The 15,941-nt window shown below is 35.3% G+C and carries 13 protein-coding genes and 3 tRNA genes; 8 read left to right on the top strand and 8 right to left on the bottom strand.

What is annotated here, in order from left to right:
• Positions 1-108 precede the first annotated feature (108 nt).
• The 3 genes from ACFINW_RS03215 to rpe form a co-directional block, all read right to left on the bottom strand.
• The gene (locus ACFINW_RS03215; RefSeq protein ID WP_375611547.1) at positions 109-657 is read right to left on the bottom strand and encodes an RBBP9/YdeN family alpha/beta hydrolase; all 549 of its coding nucleotides are present in this window, start codon (positions 655-657) and stop codon (positions 109-111) included.
• A gap of 68 nt (positions 658-725) precedes the next feature.
• Positions 726-2,033, bottom strand: coding sequence for an adenylosuccinate lyase (gene purB / locus ACFINW_RS03210; RefSeq protein WP_375613148.1), 1,308 nt, complete (start codon positions 2,031-2,033; stop codon positions 726-728).
• Positions 2,033-2,719 carry a ribulose-phosphate 3-epimerase gene (gene rpe / locus ACFINW_RS03205; protein WP_375640409.1) on the bottom strand — a complete coding sequence of 229 codons (687 nt, stop codon included), beginning with the start codon at positions 2,717-2,719 and terminating at the stop codon, positions 2,033-2,035. The genes purB and rpe overlap by 1 nt, the downstream gene beginning before the upstream one ends.
• A gap of 146 nt (positions 2,720-2,865) precedes the next feature.
• Between rpe and ACFINW_RS03200 the strand changes: the two genes are divergently transcribed.
• Together ACFINW_RS03200 and dksA are read left to right on the top strand one after the other, a co-directional pair.
• Complete coding sequence (locus ACFINW_RS03200) at positions 2,866-3,405, top strand: flavin reductase (protein ID WP_375611549.1); 540 nt, start codon at positions 2,866-2,868, stop codon at positions 3,403-3,405.
• A gap of 308 nt (positions 3,406-3,713) precedes the next feature.
• A complete protein-coding gene (dksA, locus tag ACFINW_RS03195) occupies positions 3,714-4,130 on the top strand; it encodes an RNA polymerase-binding protein DksA (RefSeq protein ID WP_015856486.1) in 417 nt (138 codons plus the stop codon).
• Between the two features lie 52 nt (positions 4,131-4,182).
• Here dksA and ACFINW_RS03190 read toward each other — a convergent pair whose 3' ends face one another.
• The gene (locus ACFINW_RS03190; RefSeq protein WP_375621317.1) at positions 4,183-4,659 is read right to left on the bottom strand and encodes a hypothetical protein; all 477 of its coding nucleotides are present in this window, start codon (positions 4,657-4,659) and stop codon (positions 4,183-4,185) included.
• Between the two features lie 217 nt (positions 4,660-4,876).
• Here ACFINW_RS03190 and ACFINW_RS03185 point away from each other — a divergent pair, with 217 nt between their 5' ends.
• Positions 4,877-7,411, top strand: a complete 2,535-nt coding sequence (locus tag ACFINW_RS03185; RefSeq protein ID WP_375640405.1) for a response regulator — start codon at positions 4,877-4,879, stop codon at positions 7,409-7,411.
• A gap of 282 nt (positions 7,412-7,693) precedes the next feature.
• On the opposite strand, the gene purN is transcribed toward ACFINW_RS03185, so the two are convergent.
• Both purN and purM read right to left on the bottom strand, forming a co-directional pair.
• Positions 7,694-8,305: a phosphoribosylglycinamide formyltransferase gene (gene purN / locus ACFINW_RS03180; RefSeq protein ID WP_375640400.1), complete on the bottom strand. Its 612-nt coding sequence runs from the start codon at positions 8,303-8,305 to the stop codon at positions 7,694-7,696.
• Entirely contained in the window at positions 8,302-9,393 is a 1,092-nt protein-coding gene (gene purM, locus ACFINW_RS03175; protein ID WP_375640395.1) for a phosphoribosylformylglycinamidine cyclo-ligase, read from the bottom strand. Before purM ends, purN begins: the two co-directional genes overlap by 4 nt.
• Before the next feature lie 158 nt (positions 9,394-9,551).
• Between purM and ACFINW_RS03170 the strand changes: the two genes are divergently transcribed.
• From ACFINW_RS03170 to ACFINW_RS03150, 5 genes are all read left to right on the top strand, one after another.
• Positions 9,552-10,763: an AI-2E family transporter gene (locus ACFINW_RS03170; RefSeq protein WP_375621313.1), complete on the top strand. Its 1,212-nt coding sequence runs from the start codon at positions 9,552-9,554 to the stop codon at positions 10,761-10,763.
• On the top strand, positions 10,760-11,449 hold the full coding sequence (hdaA, locus tag ACFINW_RS03165) for a DnaA regulatory inactivator HdaA (protein ID WP_375640386.1): 690 nt from the start codon (positions 10,760-10,762) through the stop codon (positions 11,447-11,449). The genes ACFINW_RS03170 and hdaA overlap by 4 nt, the downstream gene beginning before the upstream one ends.
• 711 nt (positions 11,450-12,160) lie before the next feature.
• A tRNA-Pro gene (locus ACFINW_RS03160) sits at positions 12,161-12,237 on the top strand.
• An 89-nt stretch (positions 12,238-12,326) separates the two neighbouring features.
• On the top strand, positions 12,327-12,632 hold the full coding sequence (locus ACFINW_RS03155) for an ETC complex I subunit (protein ID WP_375611556.1): 306 nt from the start codon (positions 12,327-12,329) through the stop codon (positions 12,630-12,632).
• Positions 12,633-12,671: 39 nt separating this feature from the next.
• A tRNA-Arg gene (locus ACFINW_RS03150) sits at positions 12,672-12,748 on the top strand.
• Positions 12,749-14,621: 1,873 nt separating this feature from the next.
• Here the strand turns inward: ACFINW_RS03150 and ACFINW_RS03145 are convergent.
• Together ACFINW_RS03145 and cpdR are read right to left on the bottom strand one after the other, a co-directional pair.
• Positions 14,622-14,696 (bottom strand) — tRNA-Val (locus ACFINW_RS03145).
• A 97-nt stretch (positions 14,697-14,793) separates the two neighbouring features.
• The gene (gene cpdR / locus ACFINW_RS03140; protein ID WP_005773448.1) at positions 14,794-15,156 is read right to left on the bottom strand and encodes a cell cycle two-component system response regulator CpdR; all 363 of its coding nucleotides are present in this window, start codon (positions 15,154-15,156) and stop codon (positions 14,794-14,796) included.
• Positions 15,157-15,941: the final 785 nt, after the last annotated feature.

Below are 15,941 nucleotides of genomic sequence, written 5' to 3'. Positions count from 1 at the left end.
AGAATTTCTCAATGATATTGCTATGATACTTTTATAATTTTTATCATTACACGTTTACCCAAAGGTGAAGATACATAAGCGATGAGAAAGAAGATCACCTCTTTTGGATCAAATTTTTGCAAGAAAGTGAGAGAGGACCATAAGCCCTTCAGGCCAAGGTCCGTGTCCGGATTCTGCGTTAATATGGCCAGAATACCCAGCATCAACAAAGAGTGATCCCCAATCATTGGCAATTTTTTCTGCTACTGAAAATTGACAAAACTCATCGTTGCGACTGGCTATGACAATAGAAGGAAAAGGAAGCTTTTGGCGATGATAGGGGCCAAATGTCATTAAATGTTTGGGACGTATTTTTTCATTGGCGACATCTGGAGGTGCAACAAAGAAAGCGCCACAAATTTTTTCTGTATTTTGTACAGTTGCATGAATAACACTGGGAACTCCTAATGAATGAGCAATAAGCATAACAGGCCTTTGAGCTTTTGCGATGGCGGTTTTAACTTTGTTAACCCACTCTTCACAAACAGGCTTTGACCAATGGAGTTGTTCAATGCGGCTGGCTGTCGACAATTTTTTTTCCCAGCGTGTTTGCCAATGATCTGGACCAGATCCTTTGTAGCCAGGAACAATAAGAATATCGAGTTGATTTGCTTTCATGAATTGTTTTCTTTGTTACAACAGATTTTTGATCATAGGTTGAATGGATTTTGGTTTTCTATGTCGCTTTATTGTTCTTCAAAAACACGTTTAAAAATCGTATTGATATGTTTGGTGTGGTAAGAAAGATCAAATTTTTCGCGAAGTTCTTCTTCACTTAAAGCTTTGGTAACATCTTTGTCGTTGAGGAGTTCTTCTAAAAAATCTTTTCCTTGTTCCCAAACTTTCATCGCATTTCGTTGTACAATCCGATAAGAATCTTCACGACTAATCCCTGCTTGTGTGAGTGCCAAAAGAACCCGTTGTGAGTGAACAAGACCGCGGAATTTATTGAGATTTTTTTGCATATTTTCTGGATAGACAATGAGATTTTCAATGACAGATGTGAGGCGAGAAAGAGCAAAATCAAGTGTAATAGTCGCATCTGGAGCAATATAACGCTCAACAGATGAATGGGAAATATCACGTTCATGCCAAAGAGCTACATTTTCCATGGCTGGGAGTGCAAATGCACGTACCATACGGGCTAATCCAGTTAAATTTTCTGTTAAAACTGGATTACGTTTATGAGGCATTGCCGATGAACCTTTTTGCCCAGGTGAGAAATGTTCCTCTGCTTCAAGAACTTCTGTTCGTTGTAAATGGCGTATTTCTATTGCTAGCCTTTCAATAGAGGAAGCAATAACACCAAGTGTTGCAAAAAACATAGCATGACGATCTCTTGGTATTACTTGGGTGGAAACCGGTTCAGTACGCATTTTCAAGGCTTTTGCTACATGTTCTTCAACGCGTGGATCGATATTAGCAAAAGTTCCTACAGCTCCTGAAATCGCGCAAGTAGAAATTTCTTCTCGTGCAGCAAGAAGACGTTTGCGACAACGAGAAAATTCAGCGTATGCAAGAGCAAACTTGATTCCAAATGTTGTCGGTTCAGCATGAATGCCATGACTCCGCCCAATGGTGATTGTCTCTTTATGCTCAAAAGCACGTCTTTTTAATGCTTCAAGAAGTTGATCTATATCCTCTAGCAAAATATCACTCGCACGCATCAATTGAATGTTCAGCGTTGTATCGAGAACATCAGATGATGTCATACCTTGGTGGATAAAACGTGCTTCTGGTCCAATGAATTCAGCTAGGTGGGTTAGAAATGCGATAACATCATGTTTGGTAATTGCTTCAATTTCATCAATACGATTGACATCAAATTTAGCTGCTGCCCCTTTTTCCCAAATGACTTTGGCGGCTTCTTTCGGAATAATCCCTAAGTGAGCAAGAGCATCACAGGCATGGGCTTCAATTTCAAACCAAATACGATATTTTGTTTCAGGAGACCAAATTGTTACCATTGCAGGGCGGGAATAACGTGCGATCATCATTTTTTTCCTTGTTGTGAGAGGATTGCGGCTTGGCGCAATGCACTAATACGTGTTTTGTAAAGCTCTTTATTGCCATCTTTATAAATTGCAGAGCCTGCGACAAATACATTTGCACCAGCTTTTGCAGCTATCCCAATTGTATCAACGGTGATACCACCATCAACTTCAAGATCAATAGGGCGGTTTGCAATCATGCTTTTAACGCGCTTAATTTTATCTTTTATTTCTGGAATAAAACTTTGTCCACCAAAACCGGGATTGACCGTCATGATGAGAATGAGATCTAATTGATCAAGCAAATATTCAAGTACATGTTCAGGGGTGCTTGGATTGAGTGCGATTCCTGCTTTTTTCCCCATTTTTTTGATTGTTTGTAATGAACGATGAAGATGTGGACCTGCTTCAGCATGAATAGTTATAATATCTGAACCTGCTTTTGCAAAAGCTTCTAAATAAGGGTCTACTGGTGCGATCATCAGGTGGACATCAAATATTGCTTTTGTTAATGGGCGCAGAGCTTTGATGATTTCAGGACCAAAGGTGATGTTAGGAACAAAGTGCCCATCCATAATATCAAGATGAAGCCAATCTGCACCAGCATCAACAACATCTAACATTTCTTGTCCAAGTTTAGAAAAATCAGAAGCCAAGAGAGAAGGCGAAATGAGATGAGAATGGGGCATTAAAATCTCCTTAGATTGGCAGTTTTTATCATATCACTGTGTATACACAAATATTTTTTGTGTTATGACGGAAAAGAAAAAATATGTATTATAGGTCTTTTTATGGAAAGATTGCTTGAAATTTTAAAGCTTTATAAGTGAAAGATATGTCGAATCATAAAACATATTTGATGCCTGAACTTCAACATAAACATACTATTGCGGTTTCTTCCCAAGAATATCGAGATGCCATGAGTCTTTTTGCAGGAGCTGTGCATATTGTGACAACAAATGGTATTAAGGGAAGACGTGGGGTGACTGTTTCGGCGTGTTGTTCTTTATCTGATGATCCTCCAACCCTTCTTGTTTGTCTCATGCGTCATAATTTAAAGAATCAGGTGTTTATGGAGAATGGAAATTTTTGTGTTAATAGCTTGGCAGGAAAACATCGCTCATTAGCGGATGTTTTTTCGAGGCGTTGCAATTCTACACAAAATGAGCGTTTTGATGTTGCTCAATGGGGAGCTTTGCAAACGGGGGCGCCTAGTCTTTCAGACGCTCTAGCGTCGTTTGATTGTCGTTTGATTTGTTGGCACGAACACGCAACCCATTGTGTTTTGATTGGTGAGGTTGTTGCAATCAACTGTAATAAAGAAAAAGATGCTTTGATGTATTTGAAACGTGAATATCACACTTTGCCTTTATAAAGATTTTATTTTTTTGCATTGATGAAATGATTTATTGTTGCTTCATTTAGATTTTTAACAATGTAGGGAGTAGGGGAGGGATGGCTCTGATATCTGATTTCCTTCTTTTTAAAGTTTTTCAATAAGCGAGAAAAATGATTCTGGATGAGATTTGATCAAGAATTCAATCTACATAAAAAAGCGATCAAACCTAAACAGTGCATTTAGATATATTCGTCGATTGTTATGAAAAAACATTTTACTCTTGTGTTGATGGGTATTGCACAATATATAGACCGCACATAGCATATGTGGAGGTTTTTTATTGCATGAGCGAAGAGATTGATGGTCAATATCGCCCTAGTGAAGATGAGCCTTTTATGAATGAGCGGCAAAAGGCATATTTTCGTGCTAAATTGGTTTCTTGGAAGAATGATATATTAAAAGAAGCTCGTGAGACTTTGGAAAATTTGCAGGAAGAGAATGTTGGTCAGCCCGATTTGACTGATCGGGCTTCTTGTGAAACTGATCGTACAATCGAATTACGTGCTCGTGATCGTCAGAGGAAACTTATTTCAAAAATAGATGCTGCTTTAGAGCGCATTGATAATGGGACATACGGTTTTTGTGAAGAAACCGGCGAACCCATTAGTATCAAGCGTCTTGAGGCTCGGCCGATAGCCGTTTTGTCATTGGAAGCGCAAGAACGTCACGAACGACGTGAAAGAGTTTATCGCGATGATTAAGGTTATTGAGATGATAAACAAACGAAATTCGTGGTGATAAAATTGTATATTTTTATTTTTGATGGGTAGGAATGAATAAAGATGGTTCTTGCCGCCCCTCAATTTCGGCGGTGATGGCTGAATCTTTTACCGCTTGATTCGTAAAAGGAGAGGGACTTTTATCCGATACATCGTTTCTTTCTGGAGGGGCGGAATTTAGATGTGTGTGTATTTTTCTTTTTTGTATTTTTGATGTATCAGTAATATCGGATTCTACAACTACATCTGTTAATCCGCCAATAAGGAGCAAATGTTCTTTATTATCGCAACGGACTAAAACAAGGCGGCGTGCTCGATCTATAGAAATTACTTCACATAATGCTAATCGTGATAGACTTTTTTTTCTATTAATGCTGTATCTTCCTGTACTTAAGCGACGTAAAAACACGATAATTACGGTAATAGCTGCGATTGTTATTATAAAAAGCAGAAAGCTTATCGTTATGTTTGCAGCAGATACACCTATCTGCTCTGATAACCAGATATACATAGATTTTCTCCCATTTTGGATGGAAATATTATTTTTTATTGAGATAAAGTTATAAACATACCCTCAAAAGATTCACTTATAATGTAAGAAATAAACTTTTGAATATTAAGCGAGCTTATCTTAGATAATATCATAGTATATACTTTATAACAACATAACAACGAATATAAAGGAAGTTTGTGACATAAGAAATAGCTATAAGCTAAGGCAAAGAGAGATGGATAAAGATTTTCAGAATAATGAAAGATCAGCGTCTTCGTTTCACTGGAGAGTTGTGATTTTTGGTGTTGTTTTTGTATTAGGTTTTCTTTTCATTGTGGGTATTTTAGGTTTTTTTTATCCACAAAACTATTTGCAACAGGCGATATCAATATCTTTTTTGATTCTAGCAATGATCGGTGTTGCAACACTCGTTTTGTGTGGAATGGGAATTTTAAGATATCATGTGTGGTCGCATGAAGATTTTGATTTTAGCATCTTTAATAGGAGCGATGATGCAATTGTAATCTCTGATCTTTCTGGTTTTGTTTATTATTCTAATCAAAACTATCGAAAAATTCTGACCTATAAGCCTGAAGTGTCTTGTTATAGGGTTATTGCAGATCTGCCAGGAGCCGGTGCACTCTCGTATCGCTTAAAGGTTGCAGCCTGTAATAATCTTGCAGCGCAAGAGGAATTAAGAGTAGAACAGCCAATTTTTACCGATTCTACATTAAAAAAATCTGTTTGGTATAATATTTCCATTCAACCTATCACAAAACAGAAAAAAAAGCTTTTATTTTGGCGTATTACTGATATTTCGCACTTACAACAAACGCGAGAAGTTTTTTTCTCGAACCTTCAAGAGGCTATCAATCACTTGGATCAAGCTTCTATTGGTTTTGTATCCGTTAATAGACAAGGAACTATTCTTTATGCCAATGCGACTTTTGCAGAATGGTTTTCAATTGATTTAGCGAATTTCTCAATTGGTCAACATAATTTTGATTCGTTATTTGATAGCGTTGGTGCTAAGAGCTCATGGAGTGATATCTGTTTACAAACCAACAGATATCAAAGTTCAGGTTACTCTTTACCTTATAGGTTTTCGTTATGTTTAAATTCACACACGACTTGTGAGAAAATATTCCATTGTCTTATATCTGTTTCTTCTCTCTTAGAAGAGGAAGCCATTTATCGTGTTGTGATCATTCCACAACAAATACAAAAAGAAGAGGATGATCAATTAAAATTACCCAGTATATTAGGAGAATATTTTGATGCGAGTCCTTTTGCAATAGCCGTGGTGGATCATGCAGGGCAATTGGTTCATATGAATAAAGCTTTTTCATCACTCACGGGATGTATGGACAAAGCTGTCAATTTTTATGATGTTATTTCTCGTCGTGATTGTGTGCAGTTAGAGCGTTCTTTTCAGAGAATTGCGACAAATAAAAATTATTTTGTTTCTCTAGAAACTGTTTTAGAAAAAAATGAAGAATGCCATTTACGGCTCCATATTATGTCTGTACCGCCCTATCACGGTGATGCATTGCAAGATTTGCTTATTATCTCTGTGATTGAAACAACCGAACAAAAAACTCTTGAAGATAAAATGATGCAAAGTCAGAAGATGCAAGCTGTAGGACAATTGGCTGGCGGCATTGCTCATGATTTTAATAATGTTTTAACAGCAATTTTAATGTCGTGTGATCTTCTTTTAAATACGCATCGTAGTTCTGATCCTGCTCATGCTGATCTGATCAATATTAAAAACAATGCTAATCGTGCAGCTGCTCTTGTCCAGCAATTATTAGCTTTTTCTAGAAAGCAAACACTTCGACCTGAAGAAGTCGATTTTACTGAATTTTTATCAGATATCCGCAATCTTATTTTACCACTTTTGGGGAATAATATTCAGTTAAAAATTATCCATGGAAGAGATTTGTGGAGCGTTGAAGTTGATCAAGCATCTTTTCAGCGTGTTATTATGAATTTGGTTATTAATGCGCGTGATGCCATGTTAGATGGAGGTATTGTTACGATTGCAACAAATAATATTACAAAGCAACAAAGTGCTGAATTTAATCATCTTGGATTAGCAATTGGCGAGTATGTGCAATTGACTATTTCAGATACAGGGGCTGGTATATCTGCTGCTATACAAGAAAAAATGTTTGAGCCATTTTTTACAACAAAAGAAGTTGGAAAAGGAACAGGACTTGGTTTATCAATGGTTTATGGAATTATCAAGCAGAGCGGTGCGTATATTTATTGTGAAAGTAAAGAAGGTGAAGGAGCAACATTTCATATTTTTCTTCCCCGTTATATCCCCAATATAAAAGGAGAAATTTCTCAAAAGATTGAAAAAGATGAAGAGAAAGATAAAAATATAGACTTAACAGGATCTGCGACTGTTTTATTGGTTGAAGATGAAGATGCGGTCAGAATGGGGGGGGTAAGAGCTCTTCAAATGAGAGGATATACGGTTTTAGAGGCAGCAAGTGGGGCGGAAGCACTCTCTATTCTTGAGGAACAAAAAGGAGATGTTGATATTATTGTTTCCGATGTGGTGATGCCAGAAATGGATGGGCCCACTTTATTGAAGGAAGTCCGTAAAAACTATCCTGGTATCAAATTTCTTTTCGTTTCTGGATATGCAAAAGATGCTTTTGCTAAAAATCTTCCACAAGATGCTGTTTTTGGTTTTTTATCTAAACCTTTTACACTCAAACAGTTAGCTGTAACAGTTAAAGAAACACTTTCATCATGAGAAAAAATTTATGCAATAGAAAAATTGCGTATTTTAAGATTTTTTAGGCTAAAGACGAGAGCATTTTGATAAATAGAGCTTATGATAATGTCATAGAACTAAATAAAGAAGAAGAATTTTGAAAATGAAATAAAATTCAAAAAATCACATGTTTTGTGCAAAAATTTATGAAGAGATGGGCTCTATTATGTCAACATTTCATAGAGATTTTCAATTGTAGATACTGAGCAGAAACTATGTGTAAAGCATTGAAATATGCTGATTAATAGATTGTTGATACACTCAAAAAGATAAAAGCTGTTGTTGCGTATCGACTATTTTGCTCTTTCCTTCAATAAATGCTTTTAAAGCTTCAGGGTAGAGTTTATGCTCTACTTTAAGAACTCTTTCTGCTAAGCACTCAGCAGTATCATGGGGATAGACTGGAACGGCTGCTTGGGCAAGGATTTTTCCTGCATCCATGTCTTCTGTAACAAGATGAACAGTGCAACCCGTGATTTTTACACCTGCTTGTAAAGCTTTTTCATGTGTGTTTAAGCCTTTAAATGAAGGCAAAAGAGAAGGATGAATGTTTAAAATTCGTCCTTCATAAAGTTTTACAAAACGTGGTGAGATAAGACGCATATACCCTGCAAAGCAGAGAAAATCTGGTTTATATTGATCTAAAATCGTAAAAATATCTTCTTCATGCTCTTCTTTTGTTTTGTAAATTTTACGATCAACAATATGAATAGGTAAGTTATGGTTTTGCGCCTTTTCAATACCGTTTGCACGCGGATTATCGCAAATAACCGCGACAATTTCAGCAGGATATTCTTTTTGTTGACTAGCTTGAGCAAGGGCGACCATATTGGACCCATTACCAGAAATGAAAACGACGATTTGTTTTTTCATAAATGCAGTACCCCTTGATAAAGTATTCCTTTATTTTGATCTTGGCATTTTGTTAAAATACCAAGGGGAGTTACAGTTTCTCCTTTTCTTTCAAGAGCTTGTGTAATTGTTTCAGCTGCATGCTGTGCTACGATAATGATCATGCCAATACCACAATTGAATGTTCTTAACATTTCTCTTTCTTCTATTTTACCTTGTTTGGCAATCCATGAAAATACTGCTGGAACATTGATGGTAGAAAGATTAATTTCAGCGCAGAGAGAAGATGGAAGGACACGTGGAATATTTTCAGGAAAGCCTCCACCCGTAATATGAGCAAGAGCTTTAATCCCTTCATATTTTCGCATGATAGGAAGAAGCGATTTTACATAAATGCGTGTTGGTGTAAGAAGTGCTATACCAAGGCTGTTTTCAGGGGAAAAAGGGGCAGGGTCATTCCATTTGAGATAATTTTTCTGGATGATTCGTCGAACAAGCGAAAAGCCATTGGAATGAATTCCAGAGGAGCTTAGACCTAATATAACATCACCTTCTATCAAATCTTTTGAAGGGAGTAGCTTGCTACGTTCGCATGCTCCTACAGCAAAACCGGCTAGATCATAATCTCCCTCTGCATACATTCCTGGCATTTCTGCAGTTTCTCCTCCAATAAGAGCAGCACCGGCTTGTTTACATCCTTCTGCAATACCAGAAACAATCGCAGCCCCTTGTTCAGGGTCGAGCTTTCCAGTTGCAAAATAATCCAGAAAAAAGAGCGGTTCAGCTCCTTGTACAAGTAAATCATTGACACACATAGCAACGAGATCAATACCTACAGTATTATGGTGACCTACTTCGATAGCAATTTTTAATTTTGTTCCCACACCATCATTGGCTGCTACGAGGATAGGATCTGTAAAGCCAGCGGCTTTTAAATCAAAAAGGCCACCAAACCCACCAATTTCTGCATCTGCTCCGGCTCGTTTTGTAGCGCGTATAAAGGGTTTTATTTTTTCTACCATGGCATTACCCATATCGATGTTTACACCGGCTTTTGCGTAGGTAAGGCCGACTTTGGATTTATTCTTTATAAGATCTTGATTGCTCATTGGAGCCTTCCTTTAATGGAAAATCAGGTTTTGATATTATGCAATGCCATGATAGAGTTCTCTCTGCAAGAGATATTGATAAGAAAATAAGCAACTTTTCTTGTAGCTTATTTTGAAGTTGTTTATAATTTTTTGTGAAGATTTTTTTAGGATATTTTATGAGCAAGATATCAGATAATCACGGACAGTCTTCTTGGCAACTTATGAGAAAGAAAGTGAGTGAGAATACATCTCGTGATCGTTATAAGACTTATGTGCCAGCGTATACTCAATTACCGTTGCCGAATAATATGAAAAGACAAATCTTTTTTTGGCTTGGTACGCTGATTTTTTTCATTCTTTTTATGTTTGTTTTTGGATCGATTTTGCTTCCTTTTGTGGCAGGGATTGTGTTGGCTTATTTTCTCAATCCCATTGTTCAATTACTTGAAAAATTTGGTATTCGTCGTGTGTTTGGGACTGTCCTTATTACCTTATTTATTGTTATTACCTTTGTTGCTGCTTTAGTTATTTTGATTCCTGTTATTAGTTGGCAAATACAGCAATTTATGAGTGATGGTTTACCTGTTTATATTAATCGTATTCAAACCTTTTTTGTTGAGCATGATTTTGATTGGTTAAGGCGCTATTTTGGAAGTGATCCAAATGAATTACGGAATAATATTAAAGGATTTTTGGGCGAAGGTTCGGATTTTATTACGTCTCTTTTGAATTCACTTTTAAAGTCAGGAAAATCTATCGTTAATATCGTTAGCCTATTTGTTGTGGCACCTGTGGTGGCATTTTATATGTTATTAGATTGGCCACGTATGGTAACAGCAATCGATTCGTTAATACCGCGTGATCATCTTGAAACCGTCCGTAGTATTTTTCATGAAATGGATAGAGCTATTGCAGGCTTTGTTCGTGGACAAGGAACAGTTTGTCTCATATTGGGAGGCTATTATGCTATTGGTTTAACGATTGCAGGACTCAATTTTAGTCTTTTGATTGGTATGTTTATTGGTCTTATTAGCTTTGTTCCTTATATCGGCACAATGAGTGGTTTGGTCCTTTCTGTTGGTATTGCATGGGTCCAGTTTTATCCCAATAATTGGGGGGGAATCATTGTTGTGATGGCACTTTTTTTAATTGGTCAATTTATTGAAGGTTATATTCTTCAACCCAAGCTTGTGGGTTCATCAGTGGGATTACATCCCGTATGGTTGATGTTTTCACTTTTTGCTTTTTCTTCACTCTTTGGTTTTACTGGTATGCTTGTTGCTGTTCCTGCGGCAGCGGCTGTTGGCGTTTTAGTTCGTTTTGCTCTTCATACTTATCTGAGTTCTCAGATGTATTCGCGAAGCGGAAATTCGGAGTCGCTAAAATGAATGGGCGTGAAACGCAATTATCTTTAAATTTTCCTTATGATCCGATTTTTCAATTTGAGGATTTAGTGGTAACGGAAAGCAATCGTATGGCTTTTCAGCTTATTGATCACTGGCCCAATTGGAGCTTACCTATTGCAGTTTTGGTTGGTAAAGAAGGATCTGGAAAAACGCACTTTTCTAATATATGGCTCCAAAAAGCAGATGCTTTCAGGATTCAGTACAATGAACTTGGTCAGGCTGTTACTATGGCTTCTTTAGGAAGATCATTTTTAATAGAGGATATTGATACAGGTGAAATCAATGAGACAGAACTTTTTCATTTAATTAACAGTATTAAGCAAAGAAATCTTGATGCACGACAAGCTACTTTATTGATGACGGCACGAACACTTCCTTCCGCTTGGAATTTAACGTTAAATGATCTAAAAAGTCGTCTTAATTCGGTGATGTTCGTTGAAATTAATCAGCCTGATGATGCATTGTTAACAGCTGTTGCTTTTAAGCTTTTTTCCGATAGGCAACTTATTGTACATCCAGATACGGTTTACTATCTTGTAAGCCGTTGTGAACGTTCTTTATTTTCATTGAAGCGTGTTATTGATTCTGTTGATCAGTTGGCATTACAAAGAAAAAGAAAAATAACACGTGCTGTTATTGCTGAAGTTTTAAATAGAAGAAATCCGTAAATACTCCTTATCATGGCTTACTTATTCTGTCCTTTTATTATCGTTTCAATATGTGAAAAGACAAGTCATTTAAATTTTTTCTTTTTTGGATATCTATATAAGAGAGAAAAATAGTGTTTTTTACTTTTGTCATGTGTTTATTTTAAATAACTTTGAGATTTTATTGTATGATGTTGAATTCTTTTCATCTTCGCATTTGAAAATTTTTCTAAAAAGAGCGCTTTATTTTATTTATAATGAAACCTTTGTGCTTTGAAAAAATGTTTGTTGTTTATGAATATGAATTGTCGCAGATTCTAGAGTTTTTAATAAAAGAGTCCTTGGGAAGATAGAAAAAGAGGAGAAAAAAGCTTAATACAGCTGAATTCTTTGGCTTATGTTCTCTTTGGGAAAATTTATCTATGATATTTAAGTCGTTTTTTTCTAAAACTGTATCTGTGAAATGCGTTTTGATACAGTGAGAGCTTGCTTAAAACAGGATAAAAATTATGAAGTTCTTATAGAGAAATTCATTCTTTTTTAATATAGATTGGATTTTTTACGGAGGTTATTTTCTACTATTTGTCAATAAATTTGTTATTGAGTAGGGGAAAAAATTAAAAAATGTGCTTTTTTGTAAAGAAATGCAACAAAATTTAAAAAAAGTGTGTTTTTCTCTTGCACTTCTGTTGTGAAAATTTTAGGAAATGTGCATCAAGTAAATGTAAATGGCGGAGCGTAGCGCAGCCTGGTAGCGCACCTGATTTGGGATCAGGGGGTCGTAGGTTCGAATCCTATCGCTCCGACCATATTTGATTGAGTGTGTGAGAATGACCCAATTGGGTACGTGTGGTGAGAAACTATCATCCAAGCGTTGTGTAATCTGAAGGAAAAAGGCATGATCGCACGTATTTATAGTCCTGCTAAGACAGCTATGCAGTCAGGTAAGGGGAATACAGGTTTTTGGATTCTAGAGTATGAGCCAATGAAAGCAAAAATGCTTGAACCTCTTATGGGCTACACGGCAACGTCTGATATGAATAATCAGGTAAAGATTCGATTTAATAGGAAGGAAGAAGCGATTGCTTTTGCACGTAAGAATGCTATCTCTTACCGTGTAGAAAAGAAACATACATCGATTCGACGTGCTATTTCTTATTCTGATAATTTTCGCAGTGATCGGCAGCATTCTTGGACACATTGAATTGAAGATGCTATTTTGAATTGATAAAATAATCAGTTGGGTCCCGTAGCTCAGCTGGATAGAGCAACGGCCTTCTAAGCCGTGGGTCACAGGTTCGAATCCTGTCGGGATCACCATGTTTAAATGATATTTATAGGCTATAAAAAGTTAGAGAGTTTTCCTTTTATTCTATTAGCTTATTTTTCTGTATAATCCCGAACCTTTTTGATGTTTTTTGGTTTATTTTGTTGCTACACGTTTTCTGTTGACTGTTTTAGTATAAAATAATGCTGTTTTATCTTTTTTCAGTAATAATTGTTTTTGATTATTGAAACTTATAGCATTGCATTTTCGTGCCGCGTGTTGCTACTACATTACATGCTTTAGGAAACAGATTGTAAAAATTATTTTTTAAGAGCTTCTTTTCATCTTTCTGAAAATGAATATTTTATTTCTTAGATTAGATTTAAGCATTGCTGCTAATGCTGGTGAAATTGCCAAAAAACATCTATTGTGATTTTTTTTATTTTTTATGAATAATATTATTACGTTTTTTTGCATGATCTTTGGTAAGATCGATTTTGATTAGATACAAGGCATGATGGATTCGATTTAGAACAGTTTATGAAACATTGAAGAATAAAAACGATATCTGTTTATGATGAGAATTTACAGATGGCACAAGAGGTGAAAATATCTTCTTGTATTGGAAGCTGTGATTCATAACAAATTACTTCTTTATAGTTTTTTCGTATAAAAAGATGTTATATGTGCCGTCCAGATAAGATATTGTTTTTTTCAGTGAGAGACACTTGCGGACAATTTGATTTAACATGATTGTCACTGTTTTTCAGGTAGGATTGTAGGTTTCATCAATGTTTAGGTTTTCTTAGTCTTATAGGTTTAAGAATATACACTGTATATTTATATGAATGAAGATAGGTTGTATCTTAGAGTTAAATTTTTAGATTTCATATTTACATTTTCAAATGTTTTTTCTTATTTCTTTATAGCTTGTACATCATGTGAGAAGTATTTTAATATTGGATAACAATCACATTAAAATGTTATGCAGATGAGCTCTGAAGATCTAAACTCACACGGTTCAAGGTGATCATTATTTCAATAGGAATACAGTGTGAAGAGAATGCCATTTTACAGGCTTTGTTTTAAGAGATATCTCTTAAAGCTCACTTCACGCTGGCGCTCGTGAATGGTACAATGATAAATCCATTGAGCTCCATCATCTTTACACTTATGAAGAAATAAGCTGACATTATCATACACTTTGCCTATTTGTCAGCCTCCGATGTTGCAATAGATCTCAGTACTTGAGGCATTTATCGGCGTTTTTGTGCTTTTTTATACAATTTTTACTTAATACTAATTCCTCTTATGACGTGTAAGAGAGACGGTTTTGTTTGATTCAATATAAATAGGTTTGAAATAAGAAAACATTACGATATTCGGATTTCTCATTCAACATAGCAAACAATAAAACATGATTATAAATCAATGTATTTTTAGAATGAAAAAATTTGCTTTTATCGTGTTTTTTACTCTTTTTAATATTTTATTATAATCTGTAATTGGTAAACTCAAAATACAGCTCTAAGGTTAAGTGTTTTATATCTATCGAAGTGACTGTGGTTATATCTAACTGTTTGGACAACAAGTTGTATACCAATAGACATGAAAGAATTAAGAAAAACAGTGGATAGATCAGGAAACAAACAATATTTTTCAGAACGGAAGCCTATGCTTGTGGAAAGAATTTTAAAATCAAACTTCTAATCTGTTGCAAAATGAGGCTGTTATTACGTTTGTGATACTTTTAAATGGCTTCCCCCAAGAGGCGCTATCAGAACGTAAAAAATATTAGAAACACTCCGTAAAGTATGCCCTTTGTAGAGGCATGTTGCACAATCTTATTTCCGAATCTTTATTTACGCATCCCGTACCTTGGAAGAATACGATAACTCAATAATTTATTTATACTATAAAGTTGAATGGTGGGCGTGACAGGGATTGAACCTGTGACCCCTACGATGTCAACGTAGTGCTCTCCCGCTGAGCTACACGCCCATTCATTGATGTTGCATACACCATATAGAATGCCAAACGTCAATGCCTAATTTAATTTTCTCTTTCAACAGATGCAAATAACTTTAAAAAATACTTTTTAAGCAGCGATAAGGATCTTTTCAACTTCATTGACGAGTTCACGTAAGTGAAATGGCTTAGAGAGAACCTTTGCATCAGGAGGGGCATCACTATTTGAATTGAGTGCTACCGCTGCAAAACCTGTAATGAACATTACTCGTAAATCAGGGTCAATCTCAGTAGCACGTCGTGCGAGTTCGATTCCATCCATCTCTGGCATCACAATATCAGTCAGGAGAAGGGAAAATGGTTCTTCTTGTAAACGTTCATATGCGCTAATACCATTATCGAAGTCGGCGACTTCGTAGCCTGCACGTTCTAGGGCTTTTACGAGAAAGCGACGCATATCGTTATCATCTTCTGCGAGCAGGATTCGTTTCATGATTATATTCCAATGGCTCCATTTGTCAGAGTTTTGCCGCATCAATTATACAATATAGAGTATTTATAAAAAAGATGGTAAAATGCTCATAATTGAAATGAATGGCAAAATGGTTAATTCTTACATTCTGATTCAAAATACAGCATATTCGTTGTGAGTTGGTTAAATTCGAAATATATGTGATTTTGAAAAAAGAAGGGGGTCTCTAAAACTACTAAGATGATTCTTTACTATCTTTTCTTTTAAAGTTACTGATTATTATCAGAATTCCATTAAAAAACTTATGAAAACCGTTATTGTAGGGTTTTCATATATCGAGAAATTAGAAGAATATTATGTTAATTTATTGTTTTTAAAAAGTTCTCCTAAGAAATAGAAATTTTATAGTTATTTGTTTTTATAGAGATTTGTAATAAATATTATAAATGTGCTTTATTTCCAGTTTTTTCCTTAAATAGATGAAAACTATTTTTTTCTAGAATAATATTAAATTATCACTTAATAACAGATAAAAAATAGTATTTTGATGCTTTATTTGTAAATATGTATCATGTTATATTAAGATAGATTTATTATTTTTATTTATATAAATAGTTTTTTTATTAAGTTATTTTTTATGATGTAAATAATATTGTTTAATGTAATGATATACTTTGTATATTAGTTTTTTAGTAGAATGCGTGGTGAATATTTAGGTTATGGCTTGCCTGTAAAGGCTAGAAAACAAATCATATGAGTGGTTGGAAAGAAAAATCTATTATATTTAAAAGTGTTTGTAGATCCAA

It is taken from the genome of Bartonella sp. AA18HLJMS (genome assembly GCF_042197245.1).
In the GTDB taxonomy this organism is placed as follows: Bacteria; Pseudomonadota; Alphaproteobacteria; order Rhizobiales; family Rhizobiaceae; genus Bartonella.
This window is presented reverse-complemented; position numbering and strand designations above follow the sequence as displayed.